General features: G+C 68.3%; 18 protein-coding genes. 11 read left to right on the top strand and 7 right to left on the bottom strand.

Annotation, left to right across the window (positions count from 1 at the left end; all coding sequences use genetic code 11):
- Positions 1–76: 76 nt before the first annotated feature.
- Positions 77–844: an imidazole glycerol phosphate synthase subunit HisF gene (gene hisF / locus ACOOHF_RS03655; RefSeq protein ID WP_420463415.1), complete on the bottom strand. Its 768-nt coding sequence runs from the start codon at positions 842–844 to the stop codon at positions 77–79.
- On the bottom strand, positions 838–1,521 hold the full coding sequence (gene hisH, locus ACOOHF_RS03650) for an imidazole glycerol phosphate synthase subunit HisH (protein ID WP_420463414.1): 684 nt from the start codon (positions 1,519–1,521) through the stop codon (positions 838–840). The genes hisF and hisH overlap by 7 nt, the downstream gene beginning before the upstream one ends.
- A 347-nt stretch (positions 1,522–1,868) precedes the next feature.
- Between hisH and ACOOHF_RS03645 the strand changes: the two genes are divergently transcribed.
- Genes ACOOHF_RS03645 through ACOOHF_RS03635 form a run of 3 tightly spaced genes read left to right on the top strand, consistent with a single transcriptional unit; the run spans position 1,869 to position 4,135 of the window.
- A complete protein-coding gene (locus tag ACOOHF_RS03645; RefSeq protein ID WP_420463413.1) occupies positions 1,869–2,870 on the top strand; it encodes a threonine ammonia-lyase in 1,002 nt (333 codons plus the stop codon).
- The gene (locus tag ACOOHF_RS03640; RefSeq protein WP_420463412.1) at positions 2,762–3,016 is read left to right on the top strand and encodes an integrase core domain-containing protein; all 255 of its coding nucleotides are present in this window, start codon (positions 2,762–2,764) and stop codon (positions 3,014–3,016) included. The genes ACOOHF_RS03645 and ACOOHF_RS03640 overlap by 109 nt, the downstream gene beginning before the upstream one ends.
- Positions 3,017–3,061: 45 nt before the next feature.
- Positions 3,062–4,135, top strand: coding sequence for an ABC transporter substrate-binding protein (locus ACOOHF_RS03635; protein ID WP_420463411.1), 1,074 nt, complete (start codon positions 3,062–3,064; stop codon positions 4,133–4,135).
- Between the two features lie 82 nt (positions 4,136–4,217).
- Here the strand turns inward: ACOOHF_RS03635 and ACOOHF_RS03630 are convergent, their stop codons facing one another.
- Positions 4,218–6,368, bottom strand: a complete 2,151-nt coding sequence (locus ACOOHF_RS03630) for a TonB-dependent receptor (protein WP_420463410.1) — start codon at positions 6,366–6,368, stop codon at positions 4,218–4,220.
- Between the two features lie 397 nt (positions 6,369–6,765).
- On the opposite strand from ACOOHF_RS03630, the gene ACOOHF_RS03625 reads away from it, so the two are divergent.
- Together ACOOHF_RS03625 and ACOOHF_RS03620 are read left to right on the top strand one after the other, a co-directional pair.
- Positions 6,766–9,213 carry a transglycosylase domain-containing protein gene (locus tag ACOOHF_RS03625; protein ID WP_420463409.1) on the top strand — a complete coding sequence of 816 codons (2,448 nt, stop codon included), beginning with the start codon at positions 6,766–6,768 and terminating at the stop codon, positions 9,211–9,213.
- A gap of 503 nt (positions 9,214–9,716) precedes the next feature.
- The gene (locus ACOOHF_RS03620; RefSeq protein WP_420463408.1) at positions 9,717–10,043 is read left to right on the top strand and encodes a hypothetical protein; all 327 of its coding nucleotides are present in this window, start codon (positions 9,717–9,719) and stop codon (positions 10,041–10,043) included.
- On the opposite strand, the gene ACOOHF_RS03615 is transcribed toward ACOOHF_RS03620, so the two are convergent.
- Entirely contained in the window at positions 10,040–10,921 is an 882-nt protein-coding gene (locus ACOOHF_RS03615; RefSeq protein ID WP_420463407.1) for a cation diffusion facilitator family transporter, read from the bottom strand. The two genes, ACOOHF_RS03620 and ACOOHF_RS03615, sit on opposite strands and share 4 nt — an antisense overlap.
- A gap of 57 nt (positions 10,922–10,978) precedes the next feature.
- Between ACOOHF_RS03615 and ACOOHF_RS03610 the strand changes: the two genes are divergently transcribed.
- A complete protein-coding gene (locus tag ACOOHF_RS03610; protein ID WP_420463406.1) occupies positions 10,979–11,173 on the top strand; it encodes a hypothetical protein in 195 nt (64 codons plus the stop codon).
- Positions 11,174–11,213: 40 nt separating this feature from the next.
- Here the strand turns inward: ACOOHF_RS03610 and ACOOHF_RS03605 are convergent, their stop codons facing one another.
- Together ACOOHF_RS03605 and ACOOHF_RS03600 are read right to left on the bottom strand one after the other, a co-directional pair.
- Positions 11,214–11,693, bottom strand: a complete 480-nt coding sequence (locus ACOOHF_RS03605; RefSeq protein WP_420463405.1) for a YybH family protein — start codon at positions 11,691–11,693, stop codon at positions 11,214–11,216.
- A 6-nt stretch (positions 11,694–11,699) separates the two neighbouring features.
- On the bottom strand, positions 11,700–12,254 hold the full coding sequence (locus tag ACOOHF_RS03600) for a DUF411 domain-containing protein (RefSeq protein WP_420463404.1): 555 nt from the start codon (positions 12,252–12,254) through the stop codon (positions 11,700–11,702).
- Positions 12,255–12,385: 131 nt separating this feature from the next.
- Here ACOOHF_RS03600 and ACOOHF_RS03595 point away from each other — a divergent pair, with 131 nt between their 5' ends.
- Both ACOOHF_RS03595 and ACOOHF_RS03590 read left to right on the top strand, forming a co-directional pair.
- Positions 12,386–13,519: a mechanosensitive ion channel family protein gene (locus ACOOHF_RS03595; protein ID WP_420463403.1), complete on the top strand. Its 1,134-nt coding sequence runs from the start codon at positions 12,386–12,388 to the stop codon at positions 13,517–13,519.
- A 1-nt stretch (position 13,520) separates the two neighbouring features.
- Positions 13,521–14,864, top strand: a complete 1,344-nt coding sequence (locus tag ACOOHF_RS03590) for an amidohydrolase family protein (protein ID WP_420463402.1) — start codon at positions 13,521–13,523, stop codon at positions 14,862–14,864.
- Here ACOOHF_RS03590 and ACOOHF_RS03585 read toward each other — a convergent pair.
- Positions 14,857–15,612 carry a 1-acyl-sn-glycerol-3-phosphate acyltransferase gene (locus ACOOHF_RS03585; protein ID WP_420463401.1) on the bottom strand — a complete coding sequence of 252 codons (756 nt, stop codon included), beginning with the start codon at positions 15,610–15,612 and terminating at the stop codon, positions 14,857–14,859. The two genes, ACOOHF_RS03590 and ACOOHF_RS03585, sit on opposite strands and share 8 nt — an antisense overlap.
- A 90-nt stretch (positions 15,613–15,702) precedes the next feature.
- Here ACOOHF_RS03585 and ACOOHF_RS03580 point away from each other — a divergent pair, with 90 nt between their 5' ends.
- From ACOOHF_RS03580 to ACOOHF_RS03570, 3 genes are all read left to right on the top strand, one after another.
- Positions 15,703–16,782 carry a hypothetical protein gene (locus ACOOHF_RS03580; RefSeq protein WP_420463400.1) on the top strand — a complete coding sequence of 360 codons (1,080 nt, stop codon included), beginning with the start codon at positions 15,703–15,705 and terminating at the stop codon, positions 16,780–16,782.
- A 112-nt stretch (positions 16,783–16,894) separates the two neighbouring features.
- The gene (locus ACOOHF_RS03575; RefSeq protein WP_420463399.1) at positions 16,895–17,833 is read left to right on the top strand and encodes an MBL fold metallo-hydrolase; all 939 of its coding nucleotides are present in this window, start codon (positions 16,895–16,897) and stop codon (positions 17,831–17,833) included.
- Positions 17,833–20,583 carry a 2-oxoglutarate dehydrogenase E1 component gene (locus tag ACOOHF_RS03570; protein WP_420463398.1) on the top strand — a complete coding sequence of 917 codons (2,751 nt, stop codon included), beginning with the start codon at positions 17,833–17,835 and terminating at the stop codon, positions 20,581–20,583. The genes ACOOHF_RS03575 and ACOOHF_RS03570 overlap by 1 nt, the downstream gene beginning before the upstream one ends.
- Positions 20,584–20,805 lie beyond the last annotated feature (222 nt).

Here is a 20,805-nt window from a genome sequence, read left to right as displayed (position 1 = left end):
GGAGTTCCGCCGAGCGCGCCTTCGACCTCGACGAAGGTGACCGGATAGCCTCCCACGAGGTCGATCGAAGGGATGATCATCGCCGCACCGCGACGCCGAGCTGTTGCAGCCGGTCCTTGAGCCGGCCGATCGACCAGTCGCCCTGGTGGAAGATCGACGCCGCGAGCACCGCGTCCGCGCCGGCGTCGACCGCCGCGCGCATGTGGCCCGGGTTCGCTCCACCGCCGGAGGCCACGATCGGAAGCGGGATCACCCGGCGGATCGCCCCGATCAACGCCAGGTCGTAGCCGCTCCGCGTCCCGTCGCGGTCGAAGCTCGTGAGGAGGATCTCGCCCGCGCCCAGTTCCGCCGCCCGCCGCGCCCATTTCGCCGCGTCAAGCCCCGTACGGTTGCGGCCGGAGTGTGTCAGCACCTCGAAGCCGCTCGAACAGGCGTCCGGTGCCGAGCCGGAAGCGTCCAGCGCGAGGACCGCGCACTGGGCCCCGAAGCGCGCCGAGATCTCCGACAGGAGAGCGGGCCGCTCGACGGCCGCCGTATTCACCGCGACCCGGTCGGCCCCGGCCTGGAGGAGGTCCCGCGCGTCCTCCGCGGTTCGCACGCCTCCGCCGACCGTGAGAGGGATCGAGATCTCGTCCCGCACCCGGCCGATCGTCTCGGCTCGGGCCAGGCGCCCGTCGGCGGTGGCCGAGACATCGAGGATGACGATCTCATCCGCCCCTTCGTGCTCGTAGCGTCGGGCCAGTCGGGCCGGGTCCCCCTGATCCGCGAGGTTGGCGAAGCCGATCCCCTTCACGACCCGACCGTCCTTCACTTCGAGGCAGGGGATGACGCGGACGTTCAACATGCCGCGGCGAGCCTCACATTGTTCGAACGCCTCCCGACGGCGCCGGATGCGCCCGGAGCTTGCTCGAGCCAGCGGTTCAAGAGCCCGGCGCCGACCCTGCCCGAGAGTTCCGGGTGGAACTGGCACGCCAGCACGCCGCCGCGTTCGAACCCGGCCACGAAAGGGCTTCCGTGCCGGCCCATCGACGTAACCCAGCCGCTCGGCCCGCCTTCCAGTCGATAGGAGTTGGCGAAGTAGAAGATGCCGGAGCGCAGGAAGACCGCGTCGGCCGGGGCCGTGATCCGGTTCCAGCCCAGTTGCGGAATCCGGCACCCTCCCGCCAGCCGTATCGTCCGGCCGGGGACGCAGCCGAGCCCGGGGATGCCGGGAGCTTCGTCGCTCCATTCGCACAGCAACTGCAGCCCGAGACAGATGCCGAGTGTGGGCCGAAGCTCCCGGATCCGCCGGCGCAGCGCCTCGTCCCATCCCTCCCGCCGCAGATCGGCCATGCCGTCCGCGAACGACCCCACGCCCGGAAGGACGACGTACGCGGCGTCCATGATGTCGGTCGCCGAGTCCAGGACGCGGGGCGTCCTCCCCAGCCGCCGGAACGCGGCCACGACCGTCTCGAGGTTCGCCAGCCCGGTGGGGACGACGCCGACCTCGTACCCTCCCGTCGCCACGCGCGCGGCGCTCATCGGGGTCCGGCGTGGAGCATCTCCACCACGGTCTGCGGCTTTGAGCAGCTTCGTTGTCTCGTGTGTCATGTCGTCGGCTCTGGGGGCCGACACCGGCGGGGAGGTAGCGACAAAAAAAGCCGGCCACCTCGGGCCGGCATCGATCGTTCGCAACCTGGGTTCAGGATACAGCTAGACGATCACCGGCCTCCGCCCTCGCGGTGGTAATAAAAATAACCAAAAAACAGATGGGTGTTCGTCATGGCCGCGGAGGATCGCACTCTGTCCCACGCGTGTCAAGCGCGTATGCTTGTCGCGTTCCTCCGGCCTGAGCCGGACACCGTGCCACGCCAGCTCCCGGATGCGCGATGACCGACCCCATGGCGGTGGACCCGCAGGCGCCTACGCCCGAACAGAGTCGAGAGACGCGGGCGCGCGTGTCGCCCTGGATCGAACGAACTCCGGTGAGACGCTGGGTCCCGGACTCGGGAGTCGCTCCGCTGCCCGCCGGATCCGAAATCTTCCTCAAGCTGGAACTGTTTCAGCGGACAGGTTCCTACAAGGTCCGGGGCGCCCTGAACAACGTGCTCCGCGCGGACGCGGCGGCGCTGGCCCGAGGGGTCACGGCGGTCAGCGCCGGGAACCATGCGATCTCCGTGGCCTACGCGGCGCGGGCCGTGGGCACCACCGCCAGGGTCGTGATGCTCTCCTCGGCGAACCCGGCCCGCGTCGAGCGGTGCCGGAACTTCGGCGCGGAGATCGAGTTCGCGGAGGACGGCGCGAGCGGGTTCGCGCGCATGGAGGAGATCGAGAGGGAGGAAGGCCGGCTCAGCGTCCATCCGTTCGAGGGCGAAGCGACGGTCCTCGGAACGTCCACGGTCGGCCTCGAGATCGTCGAACAACTGCCCTCGCTCGAGGCCCTCGTGGTTCCGATCGGAGGGGGCGGGCTGATCTCAGGCACCGCGAGCATCGTGAAGCAGCTTGCGCCGACGTGTCGTGTGTACGGGGTGGAACCGGTCGGGGCCGACTCCATGCGCCGCAGTCTCGACGCCGGCGAACCGGTGGCGCTCGACCGCATCGACACGATCGCCGACAGCCTCGGCGCCCCCCACGCCGCACCCTACACGTTCGGCCTCGTCCAGCGGTACGTGGACGATGTCGTGCTCGTCGACGATGACGCGATCCGCTCCGCGATGCGGGCCCTCTTCCTCGACGCGAAGCTGGTCACCGAACCCGCCTCCGCCGCCCCGCTGGCCGCGGCATGTGGTCCGCTCAGCGAACGGCTGGCCGGGCTGCGCACAGGCCTCGTCCTGTCGGGCTCGAACATCGACCTCGAAACCTTCGCCGCGCACATCCGGGCGGCCGGGTGACGCCCCGCCTCGGCGTCGGCTCGCTCGAAGAGCTCGCGGCCGTCGTCCGGGACCGGATCAACTACTACAATCAGGTGCGCCGGCACTCCTCCCTCGGAGACCGGCCGCCCCTGCGTGTCCAACTGTTGGGGGGCACTTCACCATGAAGGAGAAACGGAATGAGAGAAGGAGTCGTGATACGTTTTCCGGCGGTGACCACCCTGGGGCTCGTTGCGCTCCTTTCCAGCGTCCCGCTCCTCCCCGTCGCCGGGCAGTCGATCACCGTCGTGTCCTGGGGCGGCTCCTACGGCCGCGCCGTCAACGAGGGCGCCAACATTCCCTTCACCGAGGCGACCGGCATCCGTGTCAGCCTGGACGCCTACAACGGCGGCCTGGCCCAGATACGGGCCCAGGTGGACGTCGGCAACATCCATTGGGATGTGGTCGACCTGGAGATCGCCGATGCCGTGCGCGGTTGCGACGAGGGGCTGCTCGAGCTGATAGACATCGACGATCTGCCTCCCGGACCCGACGGCACTCCCGCGGCCGACGACTTCGTGGCCGAGAGCCAGACCGAGTGCGGGGTGGGCAATCTGTACTGGTCGACCGTGTACGCGTACAACGACGTGAACTTCCCGGGCGAAAAGCCCACCACCATGGCCGATTTCTTCGACCTGGAGAAGTTCCCGGGCCGCCGCGGGATGCGGCGGGTACCGCAGGTGAACCTGGAGTTCGCCCTGGTCGCCGATGGCGTGCCGCTCGACGAGGTGTACGCCACGCTGGAGACTCCGGAAGGCTTGGACCGGGCCTTTGCCAAGCTCGAAACGATCGAGGACGAGGTGGTCTGGTGGGAGGCCGGCGCCCAGCCGCCGCAGATGTTGGCCGACAGGGAAGTGGTCATGAGCACGGCGTACAACGGCCGCATCTTCAATGCCCAGATCCTGGAAAACCAACCGTTCGTGATCGTGTGGGACGGGCAGTTGTTGGACGTGGGTCAGGTCGGGATCGTCGCGGGTACACCGAGGCTGGAAGAGGCACTGAGATACGTGGCCTTCAGCACCAGCGCCGAGTCTCTGGCGCGGATCGGCCGCCGCATCTCCTATTCCCCGGCGCGCAGATCAGGCATGCTACTGGTGACGACCCATGCAGTCGCAGGGGTCGACATGGCGCCCCACATGCCGGCCGGCGCGGGCAACGTGGATCGTGCGCTTCGTTACGACTGGGCGTTCTGGGTCGACTACCAGGACGAACTGAACGAGCGCTTCATCGCCTGGCTGGCGCGCTAGAAGGCGATGGCTCTGTCGCGGAGAAGGGGTGGCGGTGGCGTAGGGGAGACGGCGGGAGCACCAAGGCTTGTGTACGCGCGCGTCAGAACACCACCCGATAGCTGACGTTCAGACTCCGCGCGGCCTCCGGCATGATCTCCTTCACCCGGGAGAGGTGGTTGCGGTACTCGGTATTCGCGCCGTTGACGAGGCTCACAGTCAGGACGTTCAGATGCCCGCCGAGCGTAAGCCGCACCCCTGCTGTGGCGTTGAAGACGGTGTACCCACGCGTCGGCGTCTCGAATTCGCCAACCCGGTCTTGCCGGTCCGCCATCTCGGCCTCCGCCCGGACATACCACGACGGCCTCTCGTACTTCAGGGCCACATGTCCCTTGAGCGGAGGAACGAGAGGCAAAGGCTGACCGGTCCCCTTGAGACTGCCTTTCACCGATGAGGCCACTCCCTCCAGCGCCAGCCCCCGCCCGGCGTCGACGTCCACGCCGGCTTCGAAGCCGCTGAACACGGCGTCGCTGCCCCGGAACTGATAAATGGGGAGGCGCACGCGGCTCAGGCGGCCCGTGTCCTCCCCGTAGATGTGGTTCTTGATGTCGTTGTGGAAGCCGGTGACCTCGGCCCTCAGCCGGTCGGACTCGAAGCGGAGAAAGACATCGAGCCCCGTCCCGACCTCGCCCTCCAGAGACGGGTTTCCGACTTCAAAGACGTAGGCCGCCAGATGCGGCCCTTCCGAATAGAGTTCGGTGACGTCGGGTGTGCGAAACGCCCGGGCAACGCTGGCACCGAGCACCAGCCCCGAGGCGGACTTGTAAAGGACACCCAACGACCCCGACAAGGAGTGGAATCTGCGGTCACGAATCTCACCGATGTCCGAAACCCGATCTTCCTTTGGATCGGCCAAGGTCCAGTCGTAGCGTAGCCCCGACTCGATCTGGATGGAGCCCAGGTCGACCTCCTCGAGCAAGTACAGGGCCGCCTTGAGCCGACGCGTGTCCGGCGTGTGCAGGGATCCCCCGTATCCGAAATCCTCCCAGGACGCACGGCCGCCCATCGCACCCGCCGTAAACGGTCCCCACCTCCCATGCCGACCCAGGACATCCGCGCTCGCGCTCTGTTGCTCGAAGAGCGTGCCCAAAATGTCCGATGCTTCGATCTCGCGGTGCGTGTACCGGGTGTGAGTCGCGTCGAAGCGGAGGTTGTGGAAGGGCCCGACCGGCTCATCGACCACGGTCCGGAACTTCGACGAGACTCGCTCCATTTCGATGCGCACCCCCTCCTCGTGCCCACCCACGAAACCACCCGGGATGCCGTAGTGGTTGCGGTAGCCGCGGAAGGACGCTCCCAGGCGACCCCAATCGGCCACGTAGGCCGTCCCCGCACCCCCGCTCCACAGTTCGCCGTCGGTGTTGAGAAGCGTGCCGGCGGGGGTCTTCAAATCTCCCGACGTCCGTGCGGCTACCTCCACACGCAGCGGCACGCGCTCCGCGATGGGGAACACGGCCGACGCGCTGCCAGCCAGCGAGCCGGTCGCGGTCTGCGTCTGCAGTGTCGCCGCGCCCGTCAGGCGGTGCGGCACGGCAGTCGGAATCTCGTCGCGGATGACGTTGATGACCCCGCCCAGCGCGTTGCCCCCGTAGAGCAGCGCGCCGGGACCCCGCACAACCTCGATCCGCCGTGCCGACGACGGATCGAGTGCGGTGGCGTGGTCCGCGCCCGAGTTGGAGGCATCCCCAACCGCAGTCCCGTCCTCGAGCATCAGTACCCGATCCCCGCTCAGTCCCCGGATCACCGGTTGCGCAACCGATGGACCCGTCCTGGCGGCGGCCAGCCCCGGCATTGACGCCAACGTCCCCGCTACGGTCGCCGTCATCTGGCGCTGCAAGTCATCGCCCGTCATGACGCTGACCGGCCGGAGCGCCTCGGCCGCGGCGCGCTCGCTGATCGTCGCCGTCACCACCAGGTCCGCCATCGCAATGGGAGACGCTGCCAACTCGATCACGATCTCTGCCGACTCCGCCACCGCTCGGCGCGCGCGCACGTTCCCCACGGTTACTACCACGGTGGCGCCCCGGTACCCCAAGCGTTCGGCTCGAAGGGTGTACACGCCCGCGGCCATCCCGGTCAGGTGGAAGGTCCCGTCCCCGCGGGTCACCGCCCTGGTTCCCTTCCCGATCACCGATACGTGCGCTCCCGCCAGGGGTTCACCGGTACCCGCGTCGCGCACATTGCCCTCGAACACATGCGCTTGCTCCGGCTCCTGCGCGGAGACCTGGGGAATGACGAGCGCGGGAGCGACCGCAAAACACAAGACGAGCGCCAGCGAATGCCGACGGATTCCGCCGACACACGCACGAACCGCCATGGAAGGGACTCTATGCACCGACGGGACTCGCGACGGGGTACGCTGAAGGCATGGTTCCTCCCAATCCTGCCACTCCTGCGTGTCAGGGCGTGCCAGGGCGTGTCAAGGGCCACAAGCTGAATCGCGGGCACGGGACGATAGGCTGGCGTTACAGTTTCGGGCAACCTCGTGCAGTGATGGAAGCCCTATGAAAACCCTTTGGTGCCCCCGGGGCGTCAAAGACGATGTGAGAGACAGCGGAAGGGCTCGGCGGTGGCTCCCGTCGAGAGAGAAGATGCACAGGGGTCGGTGGCTCACGCTCCTGGCCCCGGCGATCCTCGCCGCCGGCCTCGGCTATCTGGTCTTCGAAGCTCGAGTGGCACGCGAGTTCGACGCGCTCGATTCCTCTTCCCCGGCGCGCATCCTGGCGCGACCGTGGACCCTCCGCGCTGGCGGTCGGGTCGACCCGCGGCGCCTCATCGACCACCTGAAGAGAGTCGGCTACCGATCGGTCTCCGGCAGAACGCCGCAAGCCGGAGAGTTCAGCGCACGCGGCCGCGATCTTCTTGTGGGCCGCCGCACGCTTCGTCTCGGTGGCTTCGTCGACCCCGGCGTTCACGCGCGGGTGCGCTTCCGGAGCAACGGACGCATCTCCGCGATTCGGAACGCCGAGGGAAACGACCTCGCCAGCCTTCTGCTCGATCCCGAGGTGATCGGGACGTCCCTCGGAGAGCACGGCCGGGACCGGGTGCCCGTCCGGCTCGACGAGGTGCCGGAACGCCTGGTCGACGCGTTGTTGACAGTGGAGGATCGCCGCTTCTACGAGCACGGCGCGCTGGATCCTCGCCGCATCGCCGGCGCCGCGCTCTCGAACCTCCGGCAGCGGCGGGCCGCGGAGGGGGGAAGCACGATCACTCAGCAGCTCGCCCGCACGCTCTTCCTGTCGACGGACCGCACCGTACTCCGAAAGCTGCGTGAGGCGGCGATCGCGGTGGCGCTGGAAAGACGTTTCTCCAAGCAGCGCCTGCTCGAGGCCTACGTGAACCATATCTATCTCGGGCAGTACCGAGGGACCGCCATCCACGGCTTCGGGCGCGCCGCGCAGTTCTACTTCGGCCGCGACATCTCGGAATTGACGTTGGGCCAGTCGGCGATGCTGGTCGGGATTGTCAGGGGGCCGAGCGTGTACTCGCCCCATCGCCACCCGGAGCGTGCCCGGGCCCGGCGCGACATGGTGCTGCGGCAGCTGCACACCGTCGGGCACCTGGACGACGATCGGCGCGACGCCGAGCTCGAAGCCGATCCGGAGATTCGACGTCCTCCGGAACGGAACTTCGATGCCCGCTGGTACCTGGATTTCCTGCGGCGGGAGCTGGCGGCCGGCGATGCTTCGTTGGAACTGGAGGGTGGCGGTCCAACGGTGGTTTCTTCGCTTGCACCGGAGCTTCAACGCGCCGCCGAGACCGCGGTGTCAAAGGGGATCCGCAGCATGGAGCGTCTGCGTCCCCACCTGAGGGAACAGGCCGGGCCGCTGCAGGCGGCGCTGGTGGCCCTGGACCCGCGGACCGGCGACATCCTGGCGATGGTCGGCGGTCGCTCGTACGGCGAGTCGCAGTTCAATCGCGCGGTGGACGCCCGGCGCCAACCGGGAAGCGCCTTCAAGCCCGTCGTGGCGCTGGCCGCCCTGACACCGGGAGCAGATCCTTCCTTCACCCTGGCTTCCGTGCTGAAGGACGAGCCGCTCGCGCTCGATACGCCAGCCGGCGTGTGGAAGCCGGCGAACGCCGACCGTGAGTTCCTCGGACCCATCAGGCTGCGCGAGGCGCTGGAGGGGTCACGCAACGTGCCGTTCGCGCGCCTGGGTCTGGCGGTCGGTCCCGACAGGATCATCGAGACAGCGCGGCGGCTGGGCATCGAGAGCCCCCTCGCGCCATATCCGAGCCTGGCGCTGGGCGCCTCCGAGGTCACGCTGCTCGAATTGACGGCGGCCTATGCGGTGCTGGCGGCGGCGGGCCGGCGCACTCCGCCGCGCTCGGCGCTAACGGTGCTCGGCCGCGACGGTACCGCGCGCCGTGAGACCATGGCCCGTAGCGAGTCGGTCGTCAGTCCGGCGGAGGCGTACCTGGTCACATCCGCGCTCCGGGGCGTCGTCGAGCACGGGACCGGGAGCGGCGTCCGCGCCGCGGGATATCGGGGTCCGCTGGCGGCGAAGTCCGGGACGACGAACGACTCTCGTGATGCCTGGTTCGTCGGCTACACACCGGAACTGGCCGTAGGGGTGTGGGTGGGATTCGACGACGGGACGCCCATTGGTCTCCCTGGCTCCAGGGCCGCGCTCCCGATTTTTACCGACTTCATGATCCGCGTTCTGGGACCGCGCGGCGGTCGCGATTTCCGCTTCCCCGCAGGGGTGGAATGGGTCGATGTCGAGCCTGCGACCGGACGGCGCGCCGGGTGGGGGTGTCGAGGCGAGCCTGAACTGTTCCTCGCCGGCACGACGCCCGAAGCCTACTGCGGCTACCGCCCCCAACCGTGGCGCCGGCGCACGCTGTCTCCCGAGTCGCCGGCCACCAGCGACGACCCCGGATCCTTCAGACGTGGGCGTGTCCGGGTCCGTGCTGATGGTCGCGACGGCCCTGATGCAGGACCACGTGCAGCAGCGAGCCGCTCACGAACGCCTGATACATCTCGAGGGCCGAGTGGTCGTCCGGCAGCACTTCCGTCCCCGCGAGAGCCCCGATGACCGTCGCCACCATGATCGCCGCGACCCCGATCAGGGCCCCCCGAACTCCGTGCCGGGGTTCGAGCAGCCACCAGATCAGCAATCCGACGGCGACGCGGTGGAGGACCACGGCGGACGTGAAGGGAGCGCTCGATGTCCCGACCAGGAGGGCGCCTCCTTCCAGGAGGGCGTGAAGCACCAGCGACAGCACCCCGAGCACGATCGTCGCGTTGTCCGTGTGCCGAGCCAGGGTCTTGGAGAGTCTCTCAAGGAGGTACAGGAGGCCGATACCGGCGCCGACCGCGAAGAGGGGCGCGATCTGGCGCTCGATCCACACATGGGGGAACACCTGCCAGCCGATCAGGAGGGGCAGCGCGACGAAGACGATCGTGTCGATGAGCCGTATCGTGCCCGGCCTTCGGTGCAGCACAACATAGAGAACGACGCCGAAGGCCGGCGCGACGAGCGCTGCTATCAGCTGAAACACTCAGATTCCGGGCTCAGTCCTGCCCGACGGGTCCGTGGTGATCGCAGTGATCGCCGTGCTGATGGTGCAAGTGCCCGTCGACGACATAGTCGGTGTGACCGTCGTGTTCCATGGCCTCGTGGCCGCAGTCCTCTCCGTGTACGTGACCGTCGTCATGGCCCTCGCAGCTGTGATCGTGACCGGGCGCCGGTCCGTGGTGATCGCAGTGGTCGCCATGCGCATGGTGCAGGTGCCCGTCGACGACGTAGTCGGTGTGCCCGTCGTGCTGCACGGCCTCGTGGCCGCAGCCCTCTCCGTGTACGTGCTCGTGGTCGTGACTTTCGCAGGCGTGATCGTGTCCGCCCATGAGGCAGCCTCCGTTTAGTGTGGGCGCGCGGTCGCCACAAGGTGGTCGACGTGGTGGTCCTCCCGGCAGGAAGAGGCCGTGCCCTCCAACTGGACCGTGATGTGCTGAACGTTGAACTTGTTGTACGCAATCTCCTGAATCTCGTGCAGGAGATTGGAAGTATCCCGCTCGTGCTCGGGATCCACCAGAACGTGCGCGGTGAGCGCGTCGTAGCCCGGTGCGAGCGTCCACACATGGACGTCGTGGATGACCGTGACGCCCTCGAGATCCTCGATCTCGTGGCATAGGCGGTACACATCGACGTGTTTCGGCGTCCCTTCGAGCAGCACGTGTACGACCTTCGCCAGCAGGCGCCACGTGCTGAGCAGGATCAGCACACCGATGAGGACGCTGAGGATCGGGTCGGAGATGTGCCACTCGAAGGCCCACACGAGCACGCCGGAGATGATGACCGCCACCGACCCGAGCAGGTCGGCGATTACGTGGGCCAGGGCGCCTTCGACGTTCACGCTGTGCTTCGCCGACCGGTGAAGTACCCAGGCGGCGGCGAGATTCGCGAGGAGTCCGAGGGTCCCGACGATCAGCATCAGACCTCCCTCGACCTCCGGTATCTCCTGGAAGCGGTGGTAGGCCTCGAAGATCACCCACGCGGAGATCAGCCAGAGTGTGAGGGCGTTGATGAGGGCGGCGAGGATCTCCAGCCGGTGGTAACCGAAGGTGCGCTCCACCGAGGCGGCGCGGGTCGCAAAGTGCACGGCGAACAGCGCGAGACCGATGGAAGCCGCATCGGTGAGCATGTGCCCCGCATCGGCAATGAGCGCGAGGCTTCCCGACAGGATGCCTCCGACCACCTCGACGAACATGAAGCTGGCGATGATCACCAGCGCTGTCGTCAAGTCCCGCTTGCTGGCGTTCCTCAGCTCCTCCGAGTGGTCGTGGGCGCTGAAGATCCCGTGGCTGTGGTCGTGATCATGGCCGTGGTCATGCCCGTGATCGTGGTCATGGTCGTGATCGTGATCATGCCCGGGATCGTGATCATGCCCGGGATCGTCACGCCCGTCGCTGGAGTTCATAGAGACCATGACCATCCAGGGGTAAACGCCGGATCTGTTGGGAGAAGGAAACTACCGTCCCGAACCGGCGTTTGACAAACCCTGCCCCCCCGTAGGGGAGGGATGTCAGCCGGGGTCAAGGGACCGCGGTGTAGTGGCCGTGAATGCAGAGCCAGCGACCCCCTTCGCGCACGAAGATCCGGGTGGACTTCCCCCGGCTCGTGAATCGCTCCTCGCCGATCCGGCCGGAGTCGGTCCAGTAGTAGGTGATCCATGCGACATCGCCCCGGATCGTGACCTGCGGCTGATGCATCTCGGTGTGGACGTCCCGGGCTCGGTTCAGATAGTCCCCGTAACTCCTCAACTCGAGACCCTTGCCCACGGAGAGATAGACGTCGTTCTCCCCGAAGGCGGTGAAGTCCGGGTGCACGTACTGCGCATAGGCGTCGAGGTCGCCCGCTTCGATCGCGGCCCACATCGCGACGAGGGTGTCGATGATCTCCTGCTCCTCGTCCTGAGCCCACGCCGTTGCCGGGGCGAAGGTCGCCAGCGCGAGAACGGAGGACACCGGAAGCCCGACCCGGAGGCGCCGGTTCGGCGCCCTTCGACGGATCACGGGACCCTAGCGACGCTCGTAGACCGACGTCTTGCCCTCGGCGTCGAACTGGATCACGTCGTATGGATCGACGCGGTCGCCGAACTCCATGCCGGGGGAGCCAATCGGCATGTCCGGGACGGCCAGCCCGCGTGCGGCCGGCGCTTCCGCGAGGAAACGCGCGATGACCTCCGCCGGGATATGCCCCTCGAACACGTAATCGCCCACCAGCGCCGTATGGCACGTCTGGAGTTGCAGCGGCACATCCGCGTCCATCTTCACGCCGACCATATCGAGAGTGTCCTCGACGTCGAGTTCGAAGCCGGCCTCCCGCATGTGGTCGACCCAGAGGGCGCAGCACCCGCAGGTGGGGGACTTGTAGACCTTGATGGTCGGAGCAGCCGCGATGGCCGCAGCCAGCGTCGCGTCGCCGGCACCGCCATCCGCCACGACCGTGTTCTCCGCTTTCTCCGCGTACTCCGCCGCGGCTTCCGGCGCGCAACCGGTGACGATCAGCACCATGCCCAGCACCACACAGGGCACCGCCGCCGCGCACATCCCTCGGAAAATCTTCTGGAACATCTTCGCTCCTGGTTCGATTCCTGCCGCTCGCTACCACAAGTTACCCGCGGCGCGTGAACGGCGGTACCATTGGGAGGCCGGATCGTGAACCGGGGGGACCGGTGAGCGACCCGTGAGAACAGCGAGGCGTGATGGAGACACTTGGATTCGACCTGAGTTCGATTGACCTGGCCCAGTGGTGGAGCCAGGTCGTCGCGTATGCGGCTCCCCGCTGGCTGCCCAGTCTGGTTGTGCTGCTGATCGCCGGCGTCGTCTACGCGGTGGCGCACGCCATTCTGGGCCGCGCGCAGAGAAACTGGGTGACGCGCACGGCGACCAAACTCGACGACCTGGCGGTCCGGTTGCTCCGGCAGTTCCTGCTGCTCTCGAGCGGGGCGTGGGCGATCTGGCGCCTGCTGGACATCTGGGGGCTGCCCACGTTAGCCCAGTGGGTGCATGCGATCTGGATCGGCGTCCTGTTCTTCCCGCTCAGCCGCTTCGTGGGGGACCTCCTGACGGCGATCGAGAGCGAGGTCGTCTCCCGCACCGAGACGTCGCTCGACAAGACGGCGCTCCCGATGATCAACAAGGCCGTCCGCTTCGTCATCATCACCCTCGGCGTCGTGCTCGCGCTCTCCGAACTGGGCATCAACGTCACGCCGCTGCTCGCCGGGGCCGGCGTCATGGGGCTCGCGCTGTCGCTCGCCGCCAAGGACACGCTCTCGAACCTGATCGCGGGCGTGCTGCTCATCGTAGACCGCCCGTTCCAGGTGGGAGACCGGATCGAATTGTGGACGGCGCCGAACGAGACCGGCTCCTGGGGCGACGTGATCGAGATCGGCCTGCGCGCGACGAAGATCCGCAATCCGGACAACCTCGTCATCGTCGTCCCGAACAACCAGATCATGCAGCGCGACATCACCAACTACACCATGTCGGGCCAGCACATCCGGTTGAGGATCCCGTTCTCCGTCGCCTACGATTCGGACATCGACCGGGCGAAGGAACTGCTCGTCGACATCGCCAACGCGGTCGACGGGGTGAAGCGAGATCCCGCCCCGATCGTCATCGCGCGCGGGTTCGGGCCATCAGAGGTGAAGCTCGAGCTGCGAGTGTGGATCCTGGAGGCGCGGACGCGGCGACGCATCGCGGACGAGATGAGCGAGCGGGCGCTCCGGGCCTTCGCGGAGGCCGGCGTGGAAATCCCCTATCCGCGGCGGGAGTTGTACATCCGATCCGGCGTCGCCTCGCAGCCCGGTGGCAGCGCTGACTCCGGCGGTGCTTGAGATGCGCGGAGCAGGCCCGGCGGCCGGATGGCGGATCGTGGCGGCCGCGGCGCTGCTGGGCGTCCCGACCCTCCCGGCCGAAGCCGAGGGGGTCGTCCAGGACCCGTTCCCGGGTCTCCGGTCCGAGTTGTTCGTCAACGTGACGCTCATCGATGGCCGTGGGGGACCCCCGCGACCCTCCTCCGCGGTCCTCGTCACGGGCGCGCTTATCCGCGGCGTCGGAACTCAGGGCTCCATGGTCGTCCCGGAGGGCTCGATGGTCGTGGACCTGTCGGGGAGCTACCTCCTCCCGGGGTTCATCGACGTCCAGGCCTCGCCGCGCACGCCGGAGGAGCTGCACGCCCTCGTCGCGTTCGGGATCACGGGCGTACGTGACGGGGCAGTCCCGCTGGATCTCTTCCAGGCGCGGGGGCGCGGAGGGTTCGGGGAGGATCCCGCTCCATCCGTCTACATCGGCGGGCCGGTGCTGGACGCCGGGGACGAGGCGTCCGGCGTGCGGCTTCAGTCGGAGGCCGCGGTCATCCAGGAGGTGGAGCGCCAGGCGCGGGATGGGGCGGACTTCATCTCCGTCTCCCCCAATGTTCCCGCGGAATGGCTGGTCGGGATCACCCGCGCCGCGCGGCAGGCGGACCTGCCCGTGTGGGCCGATCGTCGCGGAGAGGGCTGGCTGCTCGCCCTCCGCGCCGGAGCCGCCGTGGCGAGCCCGCTGGTGTCCGGCGATCCCGATCTTCTCCCGGTAGCGGAGCGGGACGGTTTCGAGGCGCTGGCGGCCGGAGGCGGGACGCGTACAAATGCGGACTGGCTCGCGCGTCTCGAGTCGCACGGCCCGGAGGTGGACCGCGCCGTCACCGCTCTGCTGTCCAACGACGCGACGCTGGCCCCGCTCCTCGCGAGCGCGGCGGCGCCTCTCGACTGCGTCCCCGATACGGCCGCATGCGCGTCGGTCTCCGAGGTCGAGCGGGCCGAGCTTCGTGCCGCGTGGCCGAAGGTTCAGGCCCTGGTCCGAACCCTGCACGGCCACGGCGTCCGCATGCTCATCGGCTCCGACGCCCCCCGGGCCACGGATTGGGGGAGCGGCTTCCACCGGGAGATGCAACTGCTCGTGGAAGCCGGGATTCCCGAACTGGAGGTCATAGGGATGGCGACGCGCAACGCGGCGATCGCTCTAGGTCAGCTGCACGAACGGGGGACCATCGAACTCGGCAAGCGGGCGGATTTCCTGGTGCTCGAAGCGAATCCTCTCGCCGACATCCGGAATGCGAGCCGGATCTCGCTGGTCGTGATCGGGGGGCGGGCGTGGAGCCTGGGGTCGGACGGCCGCTGGGAGCGCGTCCGCTTCAACTGATCCCCGTGGCTGAAGGCGATCCGGCGGGACGAGCGCCCGGCCGGCGCGGCGTCCGGCGCTGCGCGAGGCTCTGGCAATAGGCATCGCGACGGCGGGTCAGGTCCTCGATGACCCCGGCCTTGAACGAGTCCGCGCCATACCAGGCGGCCAGCCGCTCGCGGTACGTCGCGATGTCGAGGACTTCCGCGCCCAGCCACACATGCTGAAACGGCCTCGGGAAGCGCTCGCCGGGGGCCTGGATGTTGTGAAGCCCGCCGCTGTATGCAATGAGCAGTCGTCCGCCCTCCCTCGAAGCGAGGATGTCGGCGATTCCGCCGCGGATCGTCATCGGATTCCCGGAGATGTCGAGCCCGGTCCGGCGCTTCATGCGCCCTTCCGGGCAGATGATGATCAGCGCCTCGGGATCCCGGATCTGGTCGAGCACCTCGGTCCACGTGTCGTCCCGCTCGCGCGTCACCGGCACGACTTCGCGAGCGATGAGTCGAAACAGCCGGCCGGCGACGGGGCGCGCGACCGTCTTGTCGGCGACCGGGACGACCCCGTGCGCGGCGATCCGCCAGAGCAGGCGATTGGGTACGATCGACAGCAGTACGGGCTCGAACAGGCTCGTGTGGTTGAGGAGCGCGAGCACGCGCAGGCCGGACCAGGGTGCGTCCACCTCGCGGACCCACTCCAGTCGCACCCTGGAAAAGATGCGGCTCCCGGCCTTGATCGTGAGGAGAAGAAGAAAGACGATATAGCTGCGCATTTCGCGCAGTGTGCTTTCGGAATCGCCGGATGGTCAAGGGCACCGCCGGCCGGCCGGGGGCCGACATCGCCCGCACGGGGGGAGGACCGGATGTCCCGAATCTTGCCGAAACCGCTCGTTGTGTCGCTGAGATCGCTGATCCTCGCGGTGATCGTGGGGGTTCCGTCCGGAGGGTTCGTATCGGCCGCCGCCCAGGATCACACGATCATCGCGCTCAGCCATTCCGACTTCACGGCTTACGAACTCGACCCGGCGAGCGGCCGCATCGTGAATCAGTTCACGGCCAGGAACCAGCCGCACGAAGCGGTCGCAGCGCCCGACGGACGCACCATCTTCGTGGCCATCCCGCAGAACCCCCCGTACGTCGTGATCCTCGACGGCGAGACCTTCGAGGAGAGGGGGAGGATCGAGTCGGAGTACTTCCAGCGTGCTCCGGAGCAGCGCCAGCTCGGGTCCGAAATGATCACGAACCGGTCGGCGCTCCCGCACGGCGTCGCGCTCAACCGGGAGGGGACGAAGCTGTACATCGGCGTGGAGTGGGCGGAGGTGCCGGGGATCGTGGTGTACGACGTGTCGCGCGGTGAAGTGAGCGGGAAGATCGATCTCCTCCTGGAGGGTGGGCACTTCCTCGCGGTCGACCCCCGGAGCGACAAGCTCTACTACCCGCATCGGGACGATGACCGCGTCGTCGTGATCGACACGCGCACCGACGAGATCGTGAAGATCATCGACGTGCCCGGCGGACCGGTCGGGGTCGACTTCACACCGGGCGGGGAAGCGTGGGTGCATTCGGACTACGATGGAACGGTCACCGTTATCGACACGTCGACCGACGAGGTGGTCGAGACGATCGATACGGGCGGCTGGGGGGCGGGCCGCATCTCGGTCTCGCCCGACGGACGGTTCGCCGCGTCCACCCGGAACGACACCGAGAACGTGGCCATCATCAACGTCGAGACGCGGCAGGTGGCGGGACACGTCACGCTCGGGCCCGGCCCCGGGTTCCCGCTCTTCTCGCCCGACGGACGCCGGCTCTACGTGATGAGCTCGCGGGTCGGGGATGTCGCCGTCATCGAGGTGGGAGACGATGGTGCGGGAACCGTCGAGGCCCGATATCCCGTCGGCGTTAATCCTTTCGGCGGGACGCTGCGACACATCCGCTCGAACTAGCTTCGAGGTCGCGGATTCGGCGGACTCCCAGGTGGCATTCGGACCGCCGCCGCCGCATCTTCGACGCCCGAACCCCGATGACGCCCGGCGGGCTGGAGCGAGGAGTACACCCATGAGAGTTCGATCGAGAGTTCGACCCCTTTTCCTGGCGGCGCTGTCGACCGGTCTCGCGACGAGTCCGGCCCTCGCGCAGCAGGACTTCTCGGCCGTCCAGATCGAAGCCACGCACGTGGCGGGTACCGTCTGGATGCTGGTCGGGCAGGGCGGGAACATCGGCGTGTCGTCGGGGCCCGACGGCGTGCTGATGGTCGACGACCAGTTCGCCCCGCTGGCGGAAAAGATCCGTGCCGCCCTGAGGGAAGTCGGGCAGTCGGCGGAGGCGGCGGAGCCGAGGTTCCTCCTCAACACGCACTTCCACGGCGACCACACCGGCGGCAACGCCGAGTTCGGCGACGCGTCGACGATCGTGGCGCACACGAACGTCCGCTCGAGGCTGGCGGCGGGCGGCTCGCCCGATGTGGCCCTCCCGATCGTCACCTTCGACGATGCGCTCTCGATCCACTTCAACGGCGAGGAGATCAGGGCGTTCCACATCCCGAACGGACACACGGACGGGGATGCCCTTATCTACTTCATGGATTCCAACGTCCTCCACATGGGAGACGATTTCTTCGCCGGCCGCTTCCCCTTCGTCGACATCGACAGCGGCGGGAGCGTGGAAGGACTCGCGCGCGGCATCCAGGGCGTGCTGGACAATGTACCCGCCGACATCCGGATCATCCCCGGGCACGGACCCCTCTCTTCGGTGGACGACCTGCGGACGTACCACCGGATGATCACGGAAACGATCGCGATGGTGCGGGGCAAGATCGACGGGGGGATGAGCAGCGAGCAGATCCAGGGCGAGGGCGTCTCCGAGGAGTGGGCGGACTGGGGCGCCGGGTTCATCTCCACGGAGCGCTGGCTCGACACCGTGCATCGCAGCCTTTCCGGCGGGGCGGGCGCCGAGAACACCGAACACGGACACGGGCCGGGCGCGTCACACCGCTGATGACCGCGGACGGTTACAACGCCGGATACGCCGAGCGGCTCTACGAACGGGAGCTTCGCGACCGGGGCGTGATCCCGCCCGCGCTGGCCGGCTGGGACCCATCGGCCGCGCCGCCGCTCGAAGCGCTCCCGCGGATTGCGCCGCCGCCCCCGCCGCCTCCGCTGGCGGTGGCCGAGGTCGTCGCGACCGAGGATCTGCGACTCGCCGCGATCGCGGGGGCCCTGGTCGAGGCCTACCGGGCGTACGGCCACCTGGGCGCGCGGATCGATCCGCTGGGCTCCGAGCCCCCGAGGCATCCCCTGCTGGAACCGGAATACCACGGCATCCAGCGCGAGGAACTCGCGCGGGTGCCCGCCACTGCCGTCTGGCTCAAGCACCTGGGGGACAATGCGGCCGAGGTGCTGGATCGCATGCAGGAGATCTACTGCGGCCCGATCGGCTATGAGCTGGACCAGATGGAGGACCCAGCCCAGCGTGACTGGCTGGTGGACTACATCGAGTCGCACCGTCACCGCCTCCTCATGAGCCGGACGCGGGCGCGCAACTGTCTCGAGTGGCTGACCCGCGTCGAAGGACTCGAGCGCTTCCTGCACCGCACCTACCTGGGGAAGAAACGCTTCTCGGTCGAGGGGCTCGACATGCTGGTCCCCATGCTGCGGGGGCTCATCGGCGGGGCCGGCCGGCGCGGTGCCCGGCAGGTGTTCCTGGGGATGGCGCACCGCGGCCGCCTCAACGTGCTGGCCCACGTCATGGGCCTCTCCTACGAGTCGATCGTGGCCGAGTTCGAGGAGCAGGCCGAACGCGGGATCATGACCGCCCTCCCGGAGCACGGATCCGGGGACGTGAAGTATCACATCGGAGGCAGGTCGCAGGTCGCCGAGGACGAAGTCGAACTCGACGTGCGGCTGGCCCCCAACCCGAGCCATCTCGAACACGTGAATCCGGTCGTGCTCGGCATGGCGCGCGCGGCGCGCTTCACCGGCGAGTCCGCCGACGCCTCGGCGATCCTCCCCATCCTCATCCACGGCGACGCCTCCTTCGCGGGCCAGGGCGTGGTCGCCGAGACGCTGAACCTGTGTCGGCTCTCCGCCTACGAGACCGGCGGCACGCTCCACATCATCACGAACAACCAGCTCGGCTTCACGACGTTTCCCGGGGAGAGCCGCTCGACCCGGTACGCGAGCGACCTTGCACTGGGCTTCCGGCTCCCGGTCGTGCATGTCAACGCCGACGACCCCGAGGCGTGCATGGCGGCCGTGCGGCTCGCCATCGACTACCGGTTCGAGTTCGGGGAGGACATCGTCATCGACCTCGTGGGCTACCGTCGCTACGGCCACAACGAGGGGGACGAACCGTCCTACACGCAGCCCGTGATGTACGACCGGATCGCCGGGCACCCTCGCGTTCGGGAGCAGTTCGCGGAGGTCGTGGTCCAGCGGGGCCTCCTCACCGAGGGTGAGGTCGATGCGATGGTCGAGGGGGTGTACGCCGAACTGGAGGCGGCGCGGGGGACGATCGCGGCGCACAAGGAGGCGGAGGCGCGCACGGGTGCGTCACCGGATGTCGCGTGGCTCACGGACCCGGCCGAGCAGCCGCGGCCGACGGGCCTCGGCGAGGCCCGGCTCCGGGAACTGAACGACGCGATCCATCGCTGGCCGTCGGACTTCACCCCCTTCCACAAGCTCGGGCGGCAACTGGAACGGCGCCGCGCCGCGCTGGACCGGGGGATCGACTGGGGGCACGCGGAAGCTCTCGCCCTCGCGGGCCTGCTGACCGAAGGCGTTCCCGTCCGGCTCACCGGCGAGGACAGCGAGCGCGGAACGTTCTCGCACCGGCACCTGGTCCTCCACGACGCGGAAAACGGGCGTAGATACACGCCCATCGCCCACATCGAGGAGGGGCAGGCGCCGCTCAAGATCGCCAACAGCCCCCTGTCCGAGATCGCCACCCTCGGCTTCGAGTACGGCTTCTCGACGATCGCGGCCAACGCGCTCGTCATGTGGGAGGCCCAGTTCGGAGACTTCGCGAACGTCGGCCAGGCGATCATCGACCAGTTCGTCGTGTCGGGCCGCTCGAAGTGGGGCCTGGAGTCGCGGCTCGTCCTGCTCCTTCCCCACGGGTCCGAGGGACAGGGGCCGGAACATTCCAGCGCCCGGCTCGAACGCTTCCTGCAACTCGCCGCCGAGGGGAACATCCGCGTCGTCAACTGCACGACGCCCGCACAGTACTTCCACGTCCTCCGCTGGCAGGCGCTCCGCGCCACCTGCCGCCCACTCATCGTGATGACGCCGAAGAGCCTGCTGCGGCACCCCCGGGCCCGCTCGACGCTCGCCGATCTCACGGACGCCGAGTTCCGGGCAGTGCTCCCGGACGAGGGGGTGGCCGTCGAGCCCCACCGCGTGGACCGGGTCCTCATCTGCAGCGGGAAGGTCTACTTCGACCTGCTCGCCGAGGCCCCTGCCGAACGCGACATCCCGATCCTCCGCGTGGAACAGCCGTACCCGTTCCCGACGGAGGAACTGGCGGCCGCGCTGGCTCCCTATCCCGCCGAGGCGGAGATCTGCTGGGTGCAGGAGGAGCCGCAGAACATGGGCGCCTGGACGTCCGTGCGGCCGCACCTGCGCCAACTCATCGGCCGCGAGCCGGTCTACATCGGCCGCCCCGAGCGCGCCAGCCCCGCCGAGGGCTACTTCGGAAAACACGCCCGCCGCCAGCAGCGCCTCCTCCGCGCCGCCCTTCGTCTGGACTGACCTCTGCGAACTCCCTGGAGGAAGGGGGCGAAGTGAACAGGACGAACGCCGCGTAGACCATCCTCTGGACCGTGCCAACGGATAAGCTGTTGAGCAGTTTTGCTCAATGGCCTATCGTTAGCCCCATGACCGACCTACCGACCGTCCGGAGTCATCGGAGGAACTTCGAGACAGGTTGATCGACCGCATTCCACGGGAACAGCGTCGCACCATCACGGTTCT

Source organism: Candidatus Palauibacter sp. (assembly GCF_965216145.1).
GTDB lineage: Bacteria > Gemmatimonadota > Gemmatimonadetes > Palauibacterales > Palauibacteraceae > Palauibacter.
This window is presented reverse-complemented; position numbering and strand designations above follow the sequence as displayed.